Annotated in this window: 20 protein-coding genes; 15 read left to right on the plus strand and 5 right to left on the minus strand. The window is 47.3% G+C overall.

The window, feature by feature from the left end; all coding sequences use genetic code 11:
• Positions 1-67 precede the first annotated feature (67 nt).
• The 5 genes from MRBLPE1_RS16155 to MRBLPE1_RS16175 all read left to right on the plus strand — a co-directional run bounded on the left by MRBLPE1_RS16155 (position 68) and on the right by MRBLPE1_RS16175 (position 4,876).
• A complete protein-coding gene (locus MRBLPE1_RS16155) occupies positions 68-1,687 on the plus strand; it encodes a copper amine oxidase N-terminal domain-containing protein (RefSeq protein ID WP_364146940.1) in 1,620 nt (539 codons plus the stop codon).
• Between the two features lie 53 nt (positions 1,688-1,740).
• Entirely contained in the window at positions 1,741-2,088 is a 348-nt protein-coding gene (locus MRBLPE1_RS16160; RefSeq protein ID WP_364146943.1) for a thioredoxin family protein, read from the plus strand.
• Between the two features lie 157 nt (positions 2,089-2,245).
• On the plus strand, positions 2,246-3,172 hold the full coding sequence (locus MRBLPE1_RS16165) for a COX15/CtaA family protein (protein ID WP_364146945.1): 927 nt from the start codon (positions 2,246-2,248) through the stop codon (positions 3,170-3,172).
• Between the two features lie 201 nt (positions 3,173-3,373).
• The gene (locus MRBLPE1_RS16170) at positions 3,374-4,075 is read left to right on the plus strand and encodes a Cthe_2314 family HEPN domain-containing protein (RefSeq protein WP_364146947.1); all 702 of its coding nucleotides are present in this window, start codon (positions 3,374-3,376) and stop codon (positions 4,073-4,075) included.
• A gap of 24 nt (positions 4,076-4,099) precedes the next feature.
• The gene (locus MRBLPE1_RS16175) at positions 4,100-4,876 is read left to right on the plus strand and encodes an SDR family oxidoreductase (protein WP_364147349.1); all 777 of its coding nucleotides are present in this window, start codon (positions 4,100-4,102) and stop codon (positions 4,874-4,876) included.
• A 117-nt stretch (positions 4,877-4,993) separates the two neighbouring features.
• Here MRBLPE1_RS16175 and MRBLPE1_RS16180 read toward each other — a convergent pair whose 3' ends face one another.
• On the minus strand, positions 4,994-5,239 hold the full coding sequence (locus tag MRBLPE1_RS16180) for a NifU family protein (protein ID WP_054026871.1): 246 nt from the start codon (positions 5,237-5,239) through the stop codon (positions 4,994-4,996).
• A 98-nt stretch (positions 5,240-5,337) separates the two neighbouring features.
• Between MRBLPE1_RS16180 and MRBLPE1_RS16185 the strand changes: the two genes are divergently transcribed.
• Positions 5,338-5,598 (plus strand): YuzB family protein, encoded by a 261-nt coding sequence (locus MRBLPE1_RS16185; protein WP_364147352.1) that lies wholly within the window; start codon positions 5,338-5,340, stop codon positions 5,596-5,598.
• Between the two features lie 6 nt (positions 5,599-5,604).
• On the opposite strand, the gene MRBLPE1_RS16190 is transcribed toward MRBLPE1_RS16185, so the two are convergent.
• A complete protein-coding gene (locus MRBLPE1_RS16190; protein WP_364146950.1) occupies positions 5,605-6,672 on the minus strand; it encodes an NAD(P)/FAD-dependent oxidoreductase in 1,068 nt (355 codons plus the stop codon).
• 62 nt (positions 6,673-6,734) lie between these two features.
• Positions 6,735-7,838, minus strand: coding sequence for an aminofutalosine synthase MqnE (mqnE, locus tag MRBLPE1_RS16195; protein WP_364146953.1), 1,104 nt, complete (start codon positions 7,836-7,838; stop codon positions 6,735-6,737).
• Between the two features lie 245 nt (positions 7,839-8,083).
• Between mqnE and erpA the strand changes: the two genes are divergently transcribed.
• The 6 genes from erpA to MRBLPE1_RS16225 all read left to right on the plus strand — a co-directional run bounded on the left by erpA (position 8,084) and on the right by MRBLPE1_RS16225 (position 14,352).
• Positions 8,084-8,446: an iron-sulfur cluster insertion protein ErpA gene (erpA, locus tag MRBLPE1_RS16200; RefSeq protein WP_364146954.1), complete on the plus strand. Its 363-nt coding sequence runs from the start codon at positions 8,084-8,086 to the stop codon at positions 8,444-8,446.
• Positions 8,447-8,576: 130 nt separating this feature from the next.
• A complete protein-coding gene (locus MRBLPE1_RS16205; protein WP_364146957.1) occupies positions 8,577-8,882 on the plus strand; it encodes a hypothetical protein in 306 nt (101 codons plus the stop codon).
• Positions 8,883-9,707: 825 nt separating this feature from the next.
• Complete coding sequence (locus MRBLPE1_RS16210) at positions 9,708-10,439, plus strand: response regulator transcription factor (RefSeq protein WP_364146959.1); 732 nt, start codon at positions 9,708-9,710, stop codon at positions 10,437-10,439.
• Positions 10,436-11,533: a sensor histidine kinase gene (locus tag MRBLPE1_RS16215; protein ID WP_364146962.1), complete on the plus strand. Its 1,098-nt coding sequence runs from the start codon at positions 10,436-10,438 to the stop codon at positions 11,531-11,533. Before MRBLPE1_RS16210 ends, MRBLPE1_RS16215 begins: the two co-directional genes overlap by 4 nt.
• Before the next feature lie 124 nt (positions 11,534-11,657).
• Complete coding sequence (locus MRBLPE1_RS16220; protein ID WP_364146964.1) at positions 11,658-12,434, plus strand: ABC transporter ATP-binding protein; 777 nt, start codon at positions 11,658-11,660, stop codon at positions 12,432-12,434.
• Positions 12,409-14,352 (plus strand): ABC transporter permease, encoded by a 1,944-nt coding sequence (locus tag MRBLPE1_RS16225; RefSeq protein WP_364146965.1) that lies wholly within the window; start codon positions 12,409-12,411, stop codon positions 14,350-14,352. The genes MRBLPE1_RS16220 and MRBLPE1_RS16225 overlap by 26 nt, the downstream gene beginning before the upstream one ends.
• A gap of 72 nt (positions 14,353-14,424) precedes the next feature.
• On the opposite strand, the gene MRBLPE1_RS16230 is transcribed toward MRBLPE1_RS16225, so the two are convergent.
• Both MRBLPE1_RS16230 and MRBLPE1_RS16235 read right to left on the minus strand, forming a co-directional pair.
• The gene (locus tag MRBLPE1_RS16230; protein WP_364146967.1) at positions 14,425-14,808 is read right to left on the minus strand and encodes a collagen-like protein; all 384 of its coding nucleotides are present in this window, start codon (positions 14,806-14,808) and stop codon (positions 14,425-14,427) included.
• Positions 14,809-14,906: 98 nt separating this feature from the next.
• A complete protein-coding gene (locus MRBLPE1_RS16235) occupies positions 14,907-15,671 on the minus strand; it encodes a VCBS repeat-containing protein (RefSeq protein ID WP_364146970.1) in 765 nt (254 codons plus the stop codon).
• A 174-nt stretch (positions 15,672-15,845) separates the two neighbouring features.
• Between MRBLPE1_RS16235 and MRBLPE1_RS16240 the strand changes: the two genes are divergently transcribed.
• From MRBLPE1_RS16240 to MRBLPE1_RS16250, 3 genes are read left to right on the plus strand one after another with little or no spacing between them, the layout of a single operon-like run.
• Positions 15,846-17,300, plus strand: coding sequence for a spore germination protein (locus tag MRBLPE1_RS16240; protein WP_364146972.1), 1,455 nt, complete (start codon positions 15,846-15,848; stop codon positions 17,298-17,300).
• Between the two features lie 17 nt (positions 17,301-17,317).
• Complete coding sequence (locus MRBLPE1_RS16245) at positions 17,318-18,394, plus strand: GerAB/ArcD/ProY family transporter (RefSeq protein ID WP_364146975.1); 1,077 nt, start codon at positions 17,318-17,320, stop codon at positions 18,392-18,394.
• Complete coding sequence (locus MRBLPE1_RS16250) at positions 18,391-19,512, plus strand: Ger(x)C family spore germination protein (RefSeq protein WP_364146977.1); 1,122 nt, start codon at positions 18,391-18,393, stop codon at positions 19,510-19,512. The genes MRBLPE1_RS16245 and MRBLPE1_RS16250 overlap by 4 nt, the downstream gene beginning before the upstream one ends.
• Positions 19,513-19,585: the final 73 nt, after the last annotated feature.

The raw sequence follows: 19,585 nt of genomic DNA on the forward strand, positions 1-19,585 counted from the left end.
CTGTACAATAAGTAGAGTTTGTCAGTAAAAAGGGCCTACTAAATTCATTTATAAAGGAGACGAACGGATGAAAAATTTATTTGCAAGACCCAGAAAGATGATCATGCTGTTATTAGCGTTTACGCTTGTTTTTGCGGCCGGTTGTCAAGCGATTTCTAATTTGGATTTCAATACGGTATTAAAAAATGCCTTGAAGGTAACTTCAAGCGAGAGCAAACAATCCGTAGAGATAAAGCTATTGCTCGATGATGCGGCATATAAGGGCTCCTCTGAAGAAGATTTGGCAATGATGAAGCTTGTGTCCAACGTAAAGCTGCAGCTGAATAACGTGAAGACGCAGGACGACACGCATATTTCTTTTGACGGAAACTTGATTTTTGGGGATACCGCAAGCATTAAGTTTGCTTTGAAAATGTCCGATACCTTAGCGGTCATGGAGCTTGAAGGCGCGAAGCAGCCGTTTGTGCTTGATCTGACAAGCGGGAGCCTTCTGGGAATGTCTGGTGCTGCCGTTATGACCGGCTTACCGGCGGAGGCTCCAGCTGAAGATGCACCGGCGTTAGACAATGCAGCTTTGACGGCACTTGGCCATCAGCTGATCGATACGATTGGAACATATGTCATACATAACCTGCCGAACCCGGAACGCATTGATGTGCAGCCGGTATATGAGAACATTAATGGAACCTCCACTTCTATGATGAAGGTTCATGTTGACTTAAACGGTCCCGAGATTTGGGCTTGGGTGAAAAAATACGTAGATGCGCTTATCGCTGACCGCGCGGGGCTGGATAAAATGGTTGCCGGCGTATTCGAAGTATTGAAAAGCAACCCAGATATTTGGGAAGCAGCCGGTACGGTCAATCCTTTTGAGGAAGGCGGCCTTGATGCTGTCGATCCGGCAGAGATGCTTAAGGAAGCAACGGACGGCATCGCTCTTATGCTGACCGAGCTGCAGGATGAGCTGAAGCTGCTTGAGGAAGAGGATCAGGAATCGCTTGATGAAATTTTCAGCAAGAATCTTACGATAAAAGCAGATGTATTCGTGGACAGCAAGCTTGATATCCGCAAGCAGGCTTTCGAGCTTTCGTACGTACCGAGCTTGGATCCGGAAATCGGCGTACTGCCGGTTAAAGGCCTCACCCTTAAATTCGAGAGCGAATCCTGGAATGTAAACGGACAGGTAAAGGCTGAAGTTCCGGTCGCATCAGCTAAGGATTTCCCGGTTGAAAAATTGTTCGCGATGCAGGGTTACCAAGTGTTAAAGCAATTTGACGAGAAATCTACGATTTACGATCTATTGAAAAACAAGCTGCATATTAACAAACAGAATCTTACATGGTATTCTGACGATTATTATAATCCGGTCATCCTCACTGCCAGCCACGTTACGCTTATACCGCTGCGCGATACGGTCGAGCAGCTGGGCGGAGTGTTGACTTATGATAAAAAAACGAAAAGCTTAAAGGTATTCGATGAAGCAACGAATACAACGATTGTTTTGAAGAACGGCAGCGATTCCGCAGTTGTTAACGGCAAAACCGCCAAATGGTCATTCCCGGTGACTGTTATTGACGGGGTAACATACGTGCCAGCACGCAATTTGGCTGCAGCATTAAAAGCAAAGATTGGCTGGTCGGATTTAGGCGAGGATATGAAAGTATTTACGCTTGATCGGGAAGTCTAATAGCTAGCTGGGATTACGTGAACGAATAAATAAGAACCGATAAGGGGTGCAGCATGAGAAAATTAACGACAGATGAAGCGTTTCGCGATGCGGTAGCCAGCGAGGGACTTACGATTGCGGTATTCAAAACAACCTGGTGCAAGGATTGTCATTTTATTGATCCCTTCATGCCGGACTTGGAGCGTCAATATGAAGGCAAGGTCACATTCATTGAGTTAGATCGCGATGATCTTCCGGATCTGTGCTCTGAGCTGAACATTTTAGGCATTCCGAGCTTTATCGCTTTCCGCGGCAGCCAGGAGCTTATCCGCTTCGTAAGCAAGCTGCGCAAGACCCGTGAGGAAATAGAGGAATTCGTAAATCGTGCGATACAAGTCAGCGATGCGCTGAATCAAAAGTAATCGTCAGTCCGCGTTTCAGGGGGATTTTCCCTGGGCGCGGGCTTTCCTATTTTTATCAAGCTTTTACTCGGAAGTGTCACATTTTCAACATGGCTTTTGCCTTTTTTTATGGCTATAATTGAACTGTTATTAAAACATGAAATAAGGTGATTTTATTATGGTAACCGGGCGTTTTCGCGCGTTAGCTGTTGCTGCGTGCATCGGAATGCTTCTTGTACTGCTCGGCGGGGCACTGGTCACGAATACGGATTCAGGTCGCGGCTGCGGGGATGATTGGCCTTTATGCCATGGGAAATTTATACCTGCTTATACGATTGAATCCATGATTGAATATTCACATCGTCTGATTACCGGCTTTGAGGGACTTCTTGTTTTTGCTGCTTTCCTTTTTATATTTATGCGGTTCAGAAAAGATAGAACCGGCTTTAAGGAGCCGCTTTTTTATGCAGGCGGCGCTTTGCTGTTTACGGTTATACAAGCCTTAATGGGAGCAGCAGCGGTTATGTGGCCCCAGTCACCGCCCATTATGGCGATTCACTTCGGAATTTCGTTAATTGCTTTTGCTTCGACGCTGCTGCTCGTCATCTGGACGTTCCGTGCCAAAAACGGACCGCCTGAGGTGTTTAAAGTGCCGCGTTCCATATTTCCCCGGGTGCTTGCAACAGCTGTTTACAGTTATGTCGTTGTCTACCTTGGAGCCTTTATACGGCATACCGATTCAGGAGGCGGCTGTCTAGGCTGGCCGCTTTGCAACGGAGAGTTCGTTCCGGAAATCAATGGCGCTACCGGAGCTGTATTCATCCATCGCGTAGCAGCCTTGCTGTTAGCCATCAGCTTAGCTGGCCTATTCTTGCACATCCGTAAAGTCAGCCAAGGCGGGGCCGGTTTAACGAAGCCCGCTGCCTGGACGCTTGGCCTTGTTGTTACTCAAATTTTCAGCGGCGCGCTGCTGACGGCAACGATATCGAATTCGGAATGGTTTTTGTTCACCAACCTTTTGCATAATTTAATCGTCACCGGCTTATTCGGCTTACTTATGGATATTTTAGTCCGTTCTTGGAGGCTGCGCGAAGAGCGATCATGATGGTTTGTTGCTGCTGAGGGAGAGAAAAAGCAAATATCGGACAAGCTGAAGGTAGTGCATAAGAGCAACCCTCCAGCCATGAGCCAAATCAGCAAACCTGCAAACGTGACTATCCGCTTGCAGGTTTGCCTGCTATTGCAAGCTGAAATTTAAAGTTAACAGAAGTTTTGATGAAGGGACTGTTCGATGATGCTGCGCTTCATGTTTAATCAACCCTTGAGAGAAGCGGAAGGCACCCTTGCGGAGACCTTCCGTTTAATGGACCAGTTCGTCGCTCTCCTGTCACCGAAAATAAAGGCAGGCGGAGCAGACGTTCAAAAGCTTCGCAAATACGAAATATGGACGCTGGGCCTGCGCTCCTCTTTGGATGAGCTTGAGCAAAGCCACTATGCAACGCTGCAATTTCAACATAAAGTTACCTCTTCTTCGCTTAATCAAATGACAGATGAGGAACGTATCTATTATAATCGTTATATCTACTTCGATAAAAATGCCTTTATCCGCGTCTTCTCCTTGCTCGACAAGCTTGGTACGCTCCTTAACGAGCTTCTTGATATGCGGACGGAACGGGTTAAAGCCCATTTTTCTTATTTCACGGTTTTGCGGAATATGAGGGAAAAGAAAGCCCATCCGGAGCTGACTTGGAAGCTTAATGAAGTGAAGGAGAAATACAAGGTGTCAATGACAAGGCTGCGGCAGCGCAGGAACACCGAGATTCATTATATGAACTCGGAGATGCAGGACGACTTAATTCAGAGCAGCCGAATGTATGGCGAAGAAATCAAATTGGAAAATGTGGCGGAGCAATCTGCCGACTTGACGCAGGGCTTGTACCTTGCGATGGAATCACTGCTGCTTACGTTTCAATACGCTTGCGGATTGATGCGCAACAAGCACACATAACCCGAGGGGGGAAAACTCGTGGGACTGAAAGGCAAAACAGCATTAGTAACAGGCAGCGCGAAAGGACTCGGTAAGCGAACGGCAATCCAGCTGGCCGAGCAGGGCTGTAATGTTGTCATTAATTACTACGAGAGCGAGCTTGAGGCAGAGCAGGTTAAGGCACAGATCGAGCAGCTGGGCGTAAAGGCGATTACGGTACAAGCGGATGTCGCGACCGTCGAAGGAGCCGAGAAGCTCGCAAATGCGGCGGAGCAATGGGCAGGCGGCGTTGACATCCTGGTTAATAACGCAGGACCGTTCGTTCGCAAGCGGCGGCTGTTCAGCGAATATGACGAGGCGACCATCATTAGGCTGCTGCATGGCAACTTATTAGGGGTGATGCTGCTTGATCACCGCTTGCTGCCAGGCATGCGTGAACGCAAATGGGGACGCGTGATCCATTTTGGCTTTGGCCATGCGGGAGAAGCAAGGGCTTGGCCCCACAGGGCCGTTTATGCGGCCGCGAAGACGGGGCTTGTATCCTTTACGAAATCTTTGGCAGTAGAAGAAGCGCCTCACGGCATTACGGTTAATCTTATCGGTCCCGGCGATATTCGCGGCGTGAATAAGGAAAGATCGATTGCCGAAGTAGAGGAAGAATACGACAACGAATCGCCGATCGGCCGGCCTGGTGCAGGCGAGGATGTAGCGCGCGTAGTGCTTTTTCTTTGTGACAAGCAGTCGAATTTCTTGACCGGTAACGTCATTGACGTTACGGGCGGCTTCGATCCCATCGTGGCTAACATCAAGGGCATGTTTTAGTCGAAGCAAATACGCAAAAAAAAGAGTCTTATCATTGAGCAAAGGAGCAGGGCTCCTTGCGTCTGATAAGACTCTTCATCGTTGTCATTCAAAGGGATCATGATTCGTTCTTATATTTTAGAATACTTGAACGACTTCAATTACACCTTCAACTTCTTCAAGAAGAGCACGTTCGATACCCGCTTTAAGCGTGATCGTCGAGCTTGGGCAGCTTCCGCATGCCCCCATTAGGCGAAGCTTGATGATGCCGCCTTCGACATCAACTAACTCAACGTCGCCGCCGTCGCGCTGCAAAAACGGACGAAGCTTATCGAGTACGTCCAAAACTTCGTCATACATCGTGTCTTGTACTTGTTCACTCATTGCAATCATCTCCTTTCTCCCCTATTATAGTACAAAGTGAAGCAATTGAAAATGGATAGTAACTAAGTAAAGTTAGGTGAAGCCTGGTGTTTAAACCAATGATCGAATTTTGTGCCAGCAATATGCATCACGGCACCGACCGCATAATGAAACAATTTGAAGAAAATGACGATTATGAAGTGACCGAATACGGCTGCTTAGGCAATTGCGGCGAATGTTATCTCAATCCGTTCGCATTAGTGGACGGCGCCATTGTATCTGCCGAAACCGTAGAAGAACTTCATGTGAACATTTTGAAAGCCATAGAACAGCAGCAGGCCGACAAAGAGGCGCTGGACAAGCTGCTGGATGACTTATGATCAATGCTAGCCTAGGTGGCGCTTAGAGCGCCAGAGCACGCCGCTCTTAACGAGCCGAGGTACGCGGCCCATGATGGCTGTGCCACCCATAAGGCCAAACCCGCTTTTCTTCCCGAGCGAGCCAAGCACGCCCTTCAGCTTTATCTTACCGAGACGAGGCGTCTTATCATGCCAGATTGCCTGCATTACTTCGGCTATTTGTTTGCCTTGGGCTCCTGCCGCCTGACCGCTCGGCGATAGCGGCAGCGAGGCGCAGTCTCCTACGATGAATACATCGTTATGATCCGGCAATTGATGATATTCGTTGATGACGAGCCTGCCTTGGTTATCCTTGGGCAAATTCATGCGTTGAACGAGCGGTACTGGCTGGATGCCGGCCGTCCATACCGTGACATCGGTATAAATGGGCGTTGATGAATTACAGTCATGCAAAATGCCGCCTTCGACTTTCGTAAGACCGACATGGCCGCGCATTTCAACATGATGCTCCTCGAACCACTCTGCTACAAAAGATTGCAGCTTGCTTGGGAAAGCAGAAAGCACACTTGGACCACGGTCCAAAATTCGGATATTAAGGTCAGGCCGGCTCTCGCGCAGTTCAGCCGCAACCTCGACGCCGCTTAAACCTCCCCCGACGATCGATACCTGCCCGTAAGGTTTAATATCATTCAGCTGGGCATAGGTCTGCCTTGCAGCCGAGAAGGTTTGAATGCTTGTCGAGAATTGCTCGGCGCCTTCGATTCCGTGGTATTTGTCCGTGCAGCCAAGACCGATAACGAGCCATTCATATTCCAATGATTCCTGTCCTTCGATATGGACGAGCTTATGCTCCATATCGACATCGGTAACCTCGCCGTAAGCCAGTGAAATTCTCGGATCAACCGGGAATTTCACGCGAAGCTCCAAATCGGATACCGTTCCGGCAGCTAGTGCGTAATATTCTGTTTTTAAACCTTGAAATGGCATCCGGTCAACCAATACGATGGATACGTCCATGGGCATGTGTTTTTCAAGCAGCTCGTTAGCGATAGCAAGACCGCCATAGCCTCCGCCCAAAATAATAAGTTTTCTCATAGGATTTCCAACTCCACGACTCTTGATGATATTCTATTTTGTGCTTCCGTGTTGCCGATTACTCATTCATAAACTTTAATTTCATTGTAAAAGGTATCGCGTTCAACCGGGATGCGGCCCGCGCCTTTAATTAACCAAATCAAGTCCTCGCGGGTAATGCCTTCCGGCGTAAGCGCGCCGGCAGCATGGCTGATTTTTTCCTTGACGATTGTGCCGTGCGCGTCCGAAGCGCCCATGGTTAAGGCAACCTGCGTCAGCTGTACGCCAATGTTGATGAAGTAGGCTTTAATATGCTGGAAGTTATCAAGCATCAAACGGCTGATGGCTATCGTCTTCAGATCCTCAAACGCAGAGTTGCGGCGGCGTATGCCGGCTCTCGGATTAATCGGTTGCATCGAAAGCGGTATAAAAACAAGGAATCCGTTTGTTTCATCCTGTAGCTCGCGTATTTGCATCAAGTGGCGGATCCGATCCTCTTTGGTTTCAATCGATCCGTAAAGCATCGTAGTATGCGTACGCAAACCTAGGTTATGCGCTGTGCGATGCACTTCCAAATATTGGGAAACGTCGGCTTTGTCCACGCGCATTTTTTTACGGTAATGATCGGATAGAATTTCGGCGCCACCTCCAGTGAGCGACTGCAAGCCGGCTTTCATAAGCTCTTCAAGCACTTCACGGTAGGACAAGCCGCTAATACGCGAGAAAAAATCGATTTCTGCGGCCGTGTAAGCTTTAAGCGTTACTTCCGGAAAACGATCTTTTAACGCTTTAAGCGAATCTACATAATATTGGAATGGAACATTCGTGTTGTGACCTCCGACGATATGGAACTCGCGGACGCCTGGGTGGAAATGTTTCTCTACGTACTCAATCATTTGTTGACCGCTAAGCGTATACGCGCCTTCGTCGCCTTCATCCTTGCGGAAGTTGCAGAACGCGCAGTGGGCTTCGCATACGTTCGTGAAGTAAAGGCTCATGTTCTCGATAAAATAAACCTTTTTGCCGTTTTTGCGCATCGCGACTTCATTAGCCAGCTGTCCAATCGTAAGTAAATCATCTGATTGATATAAATAAACGCCATCCTCAAATGTTAAACGCTGTCCATGACGCACTTTTTCAATAATGTGCTGCATTTGTGTATCTTCTGTCGGTATAACGACGTTCATGGCCGGGCCACCTCGATTTCTTTAGATTGTGAAAAAAAGAACTTTCTTTTCCGGTTAAAGAAGCTGTAACTATTATAAACCTCATACGTAGCAGGAGCAATAAGAAAAGTAAGTGACATGCCAAGAATTGGGAATAGAACAAGTAGGCATGCCGCTATTGAGCAAGTGAAGAAACTGGAGTATACTACAAATAAGTAAGTGAGTTGCAACATATTCGATTAGATGGATAAACGGAGGGATGTAGCATGATCACAATTAGTGATACAGCATCTGACAAAATAAAAGAAATGCTCGCCGAAGAAGGCGGACCCGAGCTCTTCCTGCGTATCGGAGTAAAGGAAGGCGGCTGCAGCGGCTTTTCCTACGGCATGGGCTTCGACGATGAGGAGCATGAAGGCGACAAAGCGCTGGATATGGAAGGACTGAAGGTTGTCGTTGACGAAGACAGCATCAAATATTTGCACGGTCTCGTCATTGATTTTAAGGAATCCGCGATGGGCGGGGGCTTCACGATCGAGAATCCGAATGCCAGCGCAACCTGCGGGTGCGGTTCCTCATTCCGCACGGCAAGCGATGCGGGTAAACCGGCTGCTGCCGGTGAGTGTTAATTATGAAATGAATGTATCTTCCGGAATGCGTATGGCTCCATACGCATCCCGGAAGATTTTTTTGATCATATGCAAGCCAATAATGATAAGTTTACGTCTATTGATCAATCATCTTGGGGGATAGCAGCACATGAAATTCATTCATGATTATAGACATTTTATTGAAGCAGCTTGTACAGCTTGCGGCAGAAAGCATACGGTTCAAAAAGGAAGCTACAACTTGACGATGCAAGGTTATACGTTTCATTCGCCGGTCAGATGTACTTGCGGACATTTGGCAAGCACGGCAATGAAAGAAAAGAAAACATGGACAAGCAAAGCAGAATCGAATGACATCTTCAAGCGAAGCAGAGGGACAACAATCAAGATGATGTTTGTCATCGGTTTTGTTATCGTTTTTTTCGCGGGAGAAATGGTTTATATGTTCCATTCGTAAACGGTTTGCTTTACAATAAAAAAAATTCGGCAGCCTGTATAAGCTTTGCGAAATCGGTGCAAGATAGTATTGACGGTGTGAAGAGAGGTGTGGTTCCATTGGACCATTTGGTGCTAGGGCTACAGGAGGAACTTATTTAATCACTAAGCTTTTATGAAAGCGAGGGGTTGTGCCGCAGAGCACTTCTGAACACACACGCTTACTGCGATCCATTAAAACGGAATGCAAATAAGCGGTGCCCAAGTTATCTTAATTATGTGAAGTGTTAGATGTGAAGAGACTCATACGATCAAACACCGTCGAAAGAGGGGCCTGTAAAAGGGCTCCTTTTTTATGTTCATGCGGCATGCCAAAATGTCGAAGGTGATGCTCGTAATTATTTTTCAAAAAAAAATAAATTACTGAATAGGCCTTGCGAATTTGGAGCATGATAGTATTGACGGTGTGAAGAGAGGTGTGGTTCCGTTGGACCATTTGGTGCTAGGGCTACAGGAGGAACTTATTTAATCACTAAGCTTTTATGAAAGCGAGGGGTTGTGTCGTAGAGCATTCTCGAACACACACGCTTGCTGTGATCCGTTAAACCGGAATGCAAACAAGCGGTGCCCAAGTAATCTTAACAATGTGAAGTGTTAGATGCGAAGAGACTCATACGATCAAACACCGTCGAAAGAGGGGCCTGTAAAAGGGCTCCTCTTTTTTCTATTCCACGGATTGCCTGCATGGCGAACTACTGCCTTACTTGTCCTTTGACAGCTATGAGGCGATAGGATTGTGATGTACGCTATAATATAGTTAGAAACGACAAGGATGAGGAGGACCCCCATGTATCGCATTTTTATCGTGGAGGACGATGACAAGATTGCTGCTATTTTGAAAAACAATATGAATAAATATGGCTTTGAGGCCGCTGCCGTTACGCAGTTTCGCGATATTATGCCAGAGCTGAAAGCCTTTGAACCGCATTTGGTGCTGCTGGACATTAATTTGCCGTATTTCGACGGTTATTATTGGTGCAGGCAAATCCGTGCCAGGTCCAGCATTCCGATTATCTTTATCTCTGCCCGGGCAGGCGAGATGGATCAGGTGATGGCGATCGAGAACGGCGGCGATGATTACATAACGAAGCCGATCCATTTGGATTTGCTCATGGCGAAGGTAAAGAGCGTGCTTAGGAGAACATACGGGGAATATGCTACTTCCGGCCCGGCGGCAGCAGCCGACGCGGGAGCGGCGCCGCCCGGGGAGTTATCGGCAAGCGGTTTGCGCCTTTTTTTGAACCGAAACGAACTGGAATGGAGCGGACGGCGCGTTGAATTGACGAAAAATGAACAGCTGCTTGCCGAGTGCTTAATAAAAACGACAGGCGCTGTCGTGTCCCGGGAGCAATTGCTGGAAGCGCTTTGGGATGATGTGCAATTCGTCGATGACAACACGCTCACCGTAAACGTGACGAGGCTGCGTAAAAAGCTGGAGGAGCTTGGCCTCCACAAAGCGATAGAAACCGTACGCGGTCATGGCTATAAGCTAATGATTCCGGAGGAAGCGTCCCGATGAGAGGCTTATCGCTGGCGTTGTTTTTGCGAGACCGGCTGTTGTTTATTGTTATGGCATTATTGATTGTATTGCTGGCGGTCAGCATGCTGCTTCTCGAGAGGGAGCGTTACCCGGGCCTGGTCGAGCTGGGAACGGTTTTTTATTTTATGGTGCTGGCCCTATTTTTTCTCGGGATTTGGCTGGCCGTTGATTATGTCCGTCAGCGCGCTTATTTTAAGCAGTTATTCGATGCCATCCAGCGGTCTGAGGAGCTCCAGGCGACGACGATTATAAATGCGACCGTTACGCAGGAGCAGAAGCTGGTTTCAAGAATGCTCGAGGAGCAGAACCGCGCCTATTTGAATGAGCTCGGTAAATATCGTCGGCAGCAGGAGCTTCACAATCATTTTGTGCTCCAATGGGTTCATCATATGAAAACGCCAGTGTCTGTCGTCGACCTGCTGGCGCAAGAAGCGCTGCAGAAGCAGGCATCCTCGCAAGAAGAGCAACGGCTGCTTGCGCAGAGCCTGCAGGAAGAGACGGACCGGATGACGCGCGGGCTTGAAATGATGCTTTTCACCGCGCGGCTGGACAAGTTTGAAATTGATCTGCACGTGAAGCAAACGGCGCTGCATGAGCTGGCAAGGAATGTGGTGAACGCGCATAAGAAGCTTTGCATCCGTCATTCCATTTTCCCGCGCATAGACGGAGAGGCTTGGGTGGAAACGGACGAGAAGTGGATGACGTTTGTATTAAATCAGTTTGTCAGCAACGCGATCAAATACAGCAAAAGCAAAGCAGGCGCCAAAAAAATTGTTTTTGCGCTGGAAGCCTTCGAAAATGGCGGAGGCAAGCTTACCGTATCGGATGAAGGGATCGGCATTGCTGCGCATGAGCTCCCGCGGATTTTTGATCCATTTTTCACAGGGGAGAACGGACGTACAACGGGAGAGTCGACAGGGATGGGGCTTTATTTGGCAAAGCAGGTATGTAACCGGTTGGGGCACAGCCTTTCTGTTTCCTCTGTCTTGGGGGAGAGCACGGCGCTAACGGTAACGTTTAAGCCGCGAGGCATCCATTTATTGGGCAGCCATGAAGGCGGGGAGCGCCGCTAGGTGACAACTTTGTAAGGTTTACAGCAAATAATTGAAAGGGAAATCGATGGGATCCCGGCAGCCTTCTCGTCTATACTAAGGCTATTGAAGCACATTATAGAGAGATTTGGGGAGGAACAAAGCAATGAGCGTACTAAGAGCACAAGGGCTAGGCAAAATATACAGCAGCAAAGGAAACGTTGCCTATAAAGCGCTTGAAGATATCGAATTGCAGGTTGAAGCGGGAGAATTCGTAGGCGTAATGGGACCGTCAGGAAGCGGAAAAACGACGCTGCTGAACTTGTTGTCAACGATTGACCGGCCGACTTCCGGCGAGATCGAAATCAACGGCGTTAATCCAAGCAAGCTGACCGATAAGAAGCTGGCTTTATTCCGCCGGCGCGAGCTTGGTTTCGTTTTTCAGGATTTTAACCTGCTGGATACGTTATCGATAAAGGAAAACATCATTTTGCCGCTCGTTCTGGAGGGAATGGCTCCGAAGCAAATTGAACAGAAGCTAACCCCTCTTGCCGAACTGCTGCAAATCGCATCCATATTGAATAAACGGACCTATGAAGTATCCGGCGGACAGAAGCAGCGGGCTGCGATCGCGCGGGCCATTATTCATCAACCGTCGCTTGTTCTAGCGGATGAGCTTACTGGGAATCTGGATTCCAAATCGGCGAAGGATGTCATGGATTCGCTTAAGGATATGAATGAGCGGTTTAAGGCAACCGTGCTCATGGTAACGCATGATCCTTTCTCGGCGAGCTATTGCCAGCGTATCGTCTTTATCAAGGATGGGAAGTTTTTCTCGGAAATCCGCCGCGGCTCGAATAGGCAAGCGTTTTTCCAACAAATTTTAGATGCGCTCAGCGTGCTGGGAGGTAATTTCGATGACGTTCCGTTCGCTCGCGCTTAGCAACATTCGGGGCAACTGGCGGTCATACAGCGCATTTTTTCTGAGCAGCGTGTTTTCCGTTATGATCTTTTATATTTATGCGGCATTTCTATACCATCCCGAGGTCATAAGCGGTTATATTATGGCAGCATCAAAAATTCGTACCGGGATGGTGTTCTGCGAATACATCATCGTCATCTTCTCGTTCTTGTTCGTGCTGTATTCCAATTCCGCTTTTCTGAAGACGAGGCAGCAGGAGTTTGGTTTATTCTCCTTGTTCGGCATGACAAAAGTTCAGCTGCGAAAGCTGGTCATCTACGAAAATGCCGCGATCGCCTTTATGGCCATCGTCGTAGGCATCGGACTCGGGATGCTGTTCAGCAAGCTGTTTTTTATGGCGCTAACCGTGCTGTTGAAACTAGAAGAAACCATTCCTTTCGCTGCGCCCGTTAAAGCGATTGGACTTACCGCAGGCGGATTTTTTGTCCTGTTTATGCTTATTTCCATTTGGACTGCGCTGCGCATCGGCCGTACCGAAATAGTCGATTTGCTGAAAGCCGCGCGCAAGCCAAAGGGACAGCTCGTGTTTTCACCCTGGCTGGTTGCCGTGGCTGTTTTCTGTTTAGTGGCAGCGTACGGAATGGCCTTGGCCATGAACAGCGGAACTTTTATTATATTGGCACTGCCCATATTGGTTACCGTCGTAATCGGAACTTACTTTCTCTTTACGCAGCTCAGCATATTGCTGCTAAGGTTTATCCAGAAGCGGGCTTCGGTATATTACAAGCGCACGAATATGATTGTTTTCGCCCAGCTTGGCTACAAAATAAGAGACAATGCACGGATTCTTTTTATCGTATCGATTTTGAGCGCCGTCATTATGACCGCCTTAGGAACCGTCTATATTATGCAGATCGGCGGGAAAAAGGGGATTCTCGAGAACTCGCCTTTCACTCTTGCCTACAGCGAGACGGGCTTAAATACGCATAAAGTCATCGATCCTGCAGAGCTTAAGCGCATTGTCGCAGAGGACGGCTTCACGATAACGAAAGAAGCAAAAGCTGCAGGCGTGCTGATAAATCGTTATGCCATCCAATGGGGAGACGAGGAGTTCCGCGAATCGGATTTTGATGCGTTGATTCTCTCGGCTACGGATTACAATAAGCTTGCCGAATTATCGAATCAGCCGAGCATTCAACCTGAGAATGGCAAGTTGATTCTAGTTTCGTCAATTTTCAGAAAAGATACAAAGCCGTCCGGCGTTGTAAAAGGAAGCGTTAACGGTAAAGCGGCGCAATTCGATATTAGCGGCGTGAGCAATGCGAAAGTCATGAACTGGCTTCAGAGCAATTATTACACGTTTGTCATGGATGATTTCTCCTATATTGAGCTAACATCGGGCGTGCCGGAGGATCAGCTGTTTACGATGTACGGTTACGAGCTAAGCGATTGGGAGAATGCGGCGGCGACTGCCGATAAGCTTAGCAAGCAGGTACCCGAGGAGCTTCAAGGGCAAATCGATTTTAGGCGCGCAGGCAATTTGGAAAAAATGAACGAAACGGTCTCATTAACGCTGTTCATTGGCATGTTTATCAGCTTGTTATTTTTTATCGCTTCCGGCAGCATGATTTATTTCAAGCTGTTCACCGAGCTGCAGGAGGATCAAGCACAGTTTAGAGCGCTGACCCGAATCGGCATGACAAAGGGCGAGATTCGCAAAATCGTGGTTACGCAGGTCGGCATCGTATTTTTTGTTCCCGTCGTCGTCGGTATTTCCCACGCTTTGTTTGCCATGAAGGCACTCGATAATATGATGGAATCCTCCAACTGGATCTATTCTTTCATTGTCATTGGCATTTATATTGCCATGCAGACCCTGTACTTCCTTGTCGCATGCAGCAGTTATATGAAAAGCATGCTTCGCGGTGCAAGCGCATAAGGGATTGAAAAAAAAACGGCTTCCTCTCATCCATGGAGAGGAAGCCGTTTGCGTTTTTTATGAAAGATGGATCTAGCTGCAAGTAAAAGAGCTGATTTGACGCAAATCGATCCCCATATACATCCAGGATCTGCCGAACCAACGGAAGCCGGCGACGGAATTGCGGCCTACAAATACGGGGAAAAACCAAAAGCTTTGACCATTTGCGAGCCATACAAAGGTATATCGGAACAAGCAGCCTGATATTGCGCCCGGATCAACGGCGAATAAGGATGGTGAAGGCTGCTGCGGCGTAAACGGAGGGGGCGGCGCAGTTGGCGCTCCCATCATGCCTTGTTGTCCTTGCGGGCCTTGGGGCCCTTGCGGTCCTTGCGGTCCTTGGGGGCCAAACGGCCCGATCGGTCCAAGCGGTCCAAACGGTCCCGGAGGCGGGCCGGGAGGAGGCATAAATGACATGCATGATCACTCCTAATCAATTGGGCTAGAGCATTGTATGCAAAAGGGGCTTACTAGGATTGGGCCATTTGACTATTCGCGCCATCACGCCAAAAGGTTTAGAAATGGGAGATGAGCTTCGTGCCAAGAATGGCAACGGTGAGCCTGGAAGAGGCAAAGGAGCTTCCTTCCCAAGTCAGCAGATTCTCCACATACCCTAACGTATCGGAGTTCGTTGGACCGATAATGCGCTGGAGGGCAAGCAAATCAAAGGAAATGCGATTTTCATTCGTCACAACCGGATTCAAAGCCGCAATCGCAAGCACCTCGCCCTGAACGGGCTTTTTTAATTTTCCGTTGTCGTCGTAAAATTCATTTAAGTAGCTGCTGCCTTTACCGCTGATATCAATCAGGAACAGCACATCAAGCGTGGCGCTTGATACGGCTACTTTATAATGGTCTTCATAATTGACTCGAAACTTGTACTCTTGATTATAGCTTTCCGAATCAAAACGTTTGCGCAGCGTGCTGCCCGCAAAAGAGTAAATATAGAAGGTCCCATATCCGCCGCTTCCCCCGGAATCAATGCCCACGAGAATATCCGGTATTTTATTCTGATCAAAATCGCCAAGCAGCACCGAGGCGTTGTACCCGGCATTGTTTTGCAAGGCTACGACATAGCGTTTCTGGGAATAGCCATCCTGTATGACAAGCTTAATCTGATCGGCAAATATACCGGATGGGCCATCCGGTTTATGCCCGATTAAGTAAACCTGATCGGGAATTCCGTCGCCGTTTATATCGCCTTGCTTCATATCAAGCAAGTATTCATCGCGTGATAAGCCATTCTGTTGTAACCGGTGTGTATGGAAAGATGAATGCATGACCATTCCTCCAAGCAAAAATATACAGTTCTCCTGTCTATACCTATGCAGGCGAATGGGTTTTGGATTGTGCGGATGCCTAATTCAGAGACGCAGAAGATGCCTAGCGGCGTATATTTTCGATAAATATGCCCACATTGAATAGATAACAGCGAATGATAAGCGAGGAATGAAATGAGTCATAAGGATGAATCCAAAACACGGGAAGATTTGCTGCGTCCAAGCGAAAAACCTTCATTTGAGCATATGTTAGACGAGTTTAAAGATTGTGCAGACATCATCTACCGAACGATGCCGGATCTTCAAGTGCAAATGGTGTATTTCGGCCATTTAATGGGGACTGAAGAGTTTTCGCGTGAAATTGTCATTCCTTTCGCAAACGTGAAGGAAAATGAAGTCACGCAGCTGTTAAAGCATTCCCAATTTATTGAAATGACCGATTCCGATACTTTGATCAACAGCATACTAAACGGCTCGGTAGCCATATTCCATCAAGAAAAATGCTATGCCATAAATGTGTACAAGCCTGATTCCCGCCCCATTCAAGAATCGGAAAACGAGGTTGTCATTACAGGCCCGCATGATTCTTTCGTAGAAGCAGCGGCCTTAAACCTTTCTCTTATTAGACGGCGGGTTAAGAGTCCCCGCTTGAAAGTATTGAAATGCGAGGTAGGCGAAGTAACGAAAACCCATGTCTATGTTCTCTATATTGACGGTCTTGCCAATATGGATTATGTAAGAGAACTCGTGAAACGGATCGAAATCATTGAAGTGGATGCGATTCATGACGGTACGATGCTCGTGCAATACATCGACGATGCCCCCAATTCGATCTTTCCGCAGTTTCCGACGACAGAAAGAGCAGATTCCGCTGTTTCCAAGCTGGTGGCAGGGAGAGTCTTAGCGATTGTAGACGGCAGCCCTTCCGTCATTTCGGCGCCGGCGTCCTTCTTTGAATTTTTCGCTTCGCCGGATGATTATTATCAAAGATGGGCTCTCGGCACAGCAACGAGGCTGCTTCGGTTTGCCGCCTTTATCATTACGATCTCTTTTACGGCTTTATATGTTTCCGTCACTACCTTCCACTATGAGATGGTCCCGGAGGATTTATTGCTCACCCTGACCGAATCACGAAGCAGGGTTCCTTTTCCTCCGATTTATGAAGCCTTATTGCTGGAAGTGACGATTGAGCTGTTAAGGGAAGCGGGAGCACGGCTTCCATCCAAAATCGGCCAAACGATCGGTATCGTCGGCGGTATCGTAATCGGGCAAGCTGCCGTTCAAGCGGGGCTTACCAGCAATATTTTAATTATTGCGGTTGCATCGTCCGCCATTGCATCTTTTGTTATTCCGAGTTATATGATGAGCGCATCGATCCGTCTGGCTCGATTCGGGCTTATTTTGCTCGCGGGTTTATTGGGGAATTTCGGGTTAGTAATAGGATTTGCTCTGATGGTTATCCATTTATCCGGTTTAACCAGTCTAAATAGCTCGTATTTGACGCCTATTGCTCCCAATAAAACCCGTGATTGGCGCGATACCTTTATAAGAGCTCCATTCTGGATGCTCATCAATAGGCCGAGCCAATCCAAATCGCCAAACCAAGTAAAAAATAAAATGAAGCAATAAAGGGAAGTGGCCGATCATTGAAGGAAAAATTGCATCCTTTTCATACCGCAATCTTGATTTTTATGATCCAGAGCGGCGTGGTTATTATGAGCCTGCCACAATTACTGGCCGAAAACTTCGGATATAACGGATGGATCGTATTATTCATCATATCTATCCTGGTCAATGTGAACATATATCTTATTTCGCTGGTGTACCGCATGGGAAAAGGGAAATCGATTTTTCAAATCTTGGAAAGCGTCCTCCCGAGATTCATCCTTGTTCCCCTGTATTTATGTCTGATCGGCATTTGGATGCTTACCGGCTGCATGGTCGTGAAAAACTATGTTTTTATTTTTCAGATCGTTTCCTATAATACGACACATCCGATGCTCTTGAAATTTCTTATCGACATTCTATGCTTCCTCCTCGTCATCAAGGGAATCTACAACATGTCAAAAGCAGCAACCAGCTTTTTTTGGATCACGATTTGGATGGTGCTGCTGCAGCTCTTTTTTGTTAAGGATTTTGATTGGGCAAGGCTGACGCCTTTCGTATTTAAAGGAGACACCCATTTTATCGAAGGCGGCGTAATGGTGTTTACCGCTTTTTTGGGATATGAGCTTAGCATGCTGCTGTATCCGTATGCCGAACCTAACAAAAACTTTATAAAAGCTGTCGTCGTAGGCAATGTTCTGGTTACCTTGGTCTACGTCGTTTTTTGTTTCATCTGTTTTGGTTTTTACAGCCTCGGGCAGTTGAAGAATATGATGTATCCGCTTCTTGATTTGCTCTCCTACATTCAATTGCCCTTTATCGAGCGGATCGAAAATTTGTTATACAGCTTTTTTCTATTTACGACGGTCATTACCGCGGCGCTGTATACCTGGTCGGCACAATTGACCGTCAGCCGAATGCTGCCGAAAATGAATATAAAGCTTATCACCTTCCTAATTATTGCAATCGGATTTATCATTGCATGGATTCCGGATTCATTAACGGAAGTAGGACAGTGGCTGCAATTTTTAGGCATGTTGGAGCTGATGGTTGCGGTTGGCCTGCCTATTCTGCTTATTTTCATTCTACTTGTTTTTAAAGGAGCCCGATCATCTTGAGGAAGATATTGCAGCTCGTCATTGCCGTAGAGTGCTTTCTGATTCTGCTTGGATGCAACGATCAACGGATACTGGAGAAGCAGGGCTTTATACAAACAGCTGGCTATGACCTGCTCCGGAAGGAAGAAAAAACGGGGGAAGATGAATTGTTAGTCAGCGTTGATATTCCCAAGGCCGATCCCGAAGGGCAGATGCGCAGAGAAACGTTATCGGTTTTAGCACACTCAGGCAAGGAAGCTAAGATTAAATTTTCAGAGCAAACCGAGCTATCCCTTGTAAGCGGACAATTACGGGATACTTTATACGGTATCAAGCTGGCAAAGAGCGGGATATGGGAGCATATTGATGATTTAATTCGAGATCCTTCTCTTTCTCAAAATGTGAAGGTGGTAGTCGTTAACGGAGTCGCGCATGATTTACTTGTCAAGAATTACCCGCAGCACCCCCGTACCAGCCAATATATAGACAGAATGCTGGAAAAGGAAGCGGCATCCAACCAAATTCCGGTTGTCACGATTTACGATTTCACAAGGGATTATTTCGATGACGGAATAGACCCGGTCGCACCGATTGTTAAAGAAAGTACCAAAAATATAACAATGGACGGTATTGCCTTATTTAAAAAGGATAGATATATCACCAAAATCGAAACGGAAAAAACGCTTATTTTTGCCTTTCTGCGGCATAATTTCAGAAAAGGAGAAATCAGCATTGATTTAGGCAAGGCGAAAGACAGGATAGAACGCCTGCTGCTCAACTCAATCAATAGTCACCGCAAGGTTCATGTAAAACGAATGAAGGATAAATCATTTGCCGTTGAAATCCAGCTTAAGATCGAGGGGGCTGTTTTGGAATATACGGGAGAGCATCAGCTTAGCAAAGACAAAGACCGTCGGGAAGTAGAGAAGTTGATCTCAGAGTATATCGTGCATGAGGCAGATGCGATGATTAAGCTGATGCAGAAAAACAAAGTCGACAGTCTTGGCATCGGCAAATATGTTAGGAACAGCTTGAGCTATGAGGAGTGGCAAGCTTTGGATTGGGATGAGGTGTATACCAACCTAGAAGTACGCTGTACGGCAAAGGTGGTCATTAAGGATTTTGGCAAGTTTAAATAAACCGGTTAGGCCTGCTTTACATAATGCGATAAGATTAGGCAACACTAAAGCCGACCGATTCTCATATTTGCGG

Origin of the sequence: Paenibacillus sp. LPE1-1-1.1 (assembly GCF_040676435.1) — a bacterium.
In the GTDB taxonomy this organism is placed as follows: Bacteria; Bacillota; Bacilli; order Paenibacillales; family Paenibacillaceae; genus Pristimantibacillus.

Bases quoted from the DNA above. Each gene is read 5' to 3' on its own strand.
- MRBLPE1_RS16205 (WP_364146957.1), top strand. From the start codon at position 8,577: ATGAAATTCATTCATGATTATAGACATTTTATTGAAGCAGCTTGTACA.
- MRBLPE1_RS16185 (WP_364147352.1), top strand. From the start codon at position 5,338: ATGATCGAATTTTGTGCCAGCAATATGCATCACGGCACCGACCGCATA.
- MRBLPE1_RS16160 (WP_364146943.1), top strand. From the start codon at position 1,741: ATGAGAAAATTAACGACAGATGAAGCGTTTCGCGATGCGGTAGCCAGC.
- erpA (WP_364146954.1), top strand. From the start codon at position 8,084: ATGATCACAATTAGTGATACAGCATCTGACAAAATAAAAGAAATGCTC.
- MRBLPE1_RS16210 (WP_364146959.1), top strand. From the start codon at position 9,708: ATGTATCGCATTTTTATCGTGGAGGACGATGACAAGATTGCTGCTATT.
- MRBLPE1_RS16235 (WP_364146970.1), bottom strand. From the start codon at position 15,671: ATGCATTCATCTTTCCATACACACCGGTTACAACAGAATGGCTTATCA.
- MRBLPE1_RS16225 (WP_364146965.1), top strand. From the start codon at position 12,409: ATGACGTTCCGTTCGCTCGCGCTTAGCAACATTCGGGGCAACTGGCGG.
- MRBLPE1_RS16220 (WP_364146964.1), top strand. From the start codon at position 11,658: ATGAGCGTACTAAGAGCACAAGGGCTAGGCAAAATATACAGCAGCAAA.
- MRBLPE1_RS16165 (WP_364146945.1), top strand. From the start codon at position 2,246: ATGGTAACCGGGCGTTTTCGCGCGTTAGCTGTTGCTGCGTGCATCGGA.
- MRBLPE1_RS16230 (WP_364146967.1), bottom strand. From the start codon at position 14,808: ATGTCATTTATGCCTCCTCCCGGCCCGCCTCCGGGACCGTTTGGACCG.
- mqnE (WP_364146953.1), bottom strand. From the start codon at position 7,838: ATGAACGTCGTTATACCGACAGAAGATACACAAATGCAGCACATTATT.
- MRBLPE1_RS16170 (WP_364146947.1), top strand. From the start codon at position 3,374: ATGTTTAATCAACCCTTGAGAGAAGCGGAAGGCACCCTTGCGGAGACC.
- MRBLPE1_RS16180 (WP_054026871.1), bottom strand. From the start codon at position 5,239: ATGAGTGAACAAGTACAAGACACGATGTATGACGAAGTTTTGGACGTA.
- MRBLPE1_RS16240 (WP_364146972.1), top strand. From the start codon at position 15,846: ATGAGTCATAAGGATGAATCCAAAACACGGGAAGATTTGCTGCGTCCA.
- MRBLPE1_RS16215 (WP_364146962.1), top strand. From the start codon at position 10,436: ATGAGAGGCTTATCGCTGGCGTTGTTTTTGCGAGACCGGCTGTTGTTT.
- MRBLPE1_RS16155 (WP_364146940.1), top strand. From the start codon at position 68: ATGAAAAATTTATTTGCAAGACCCAGAAAGATGATCATGCTGTTATTA.
- MRBLPE1_RS16190 (WP_364146950.1), bottom strand. From the start codon at position 6,672: ATGAGAAAACTTATTATTTTGGGCGGAGGCTATGGCGGTCTTGCTATC.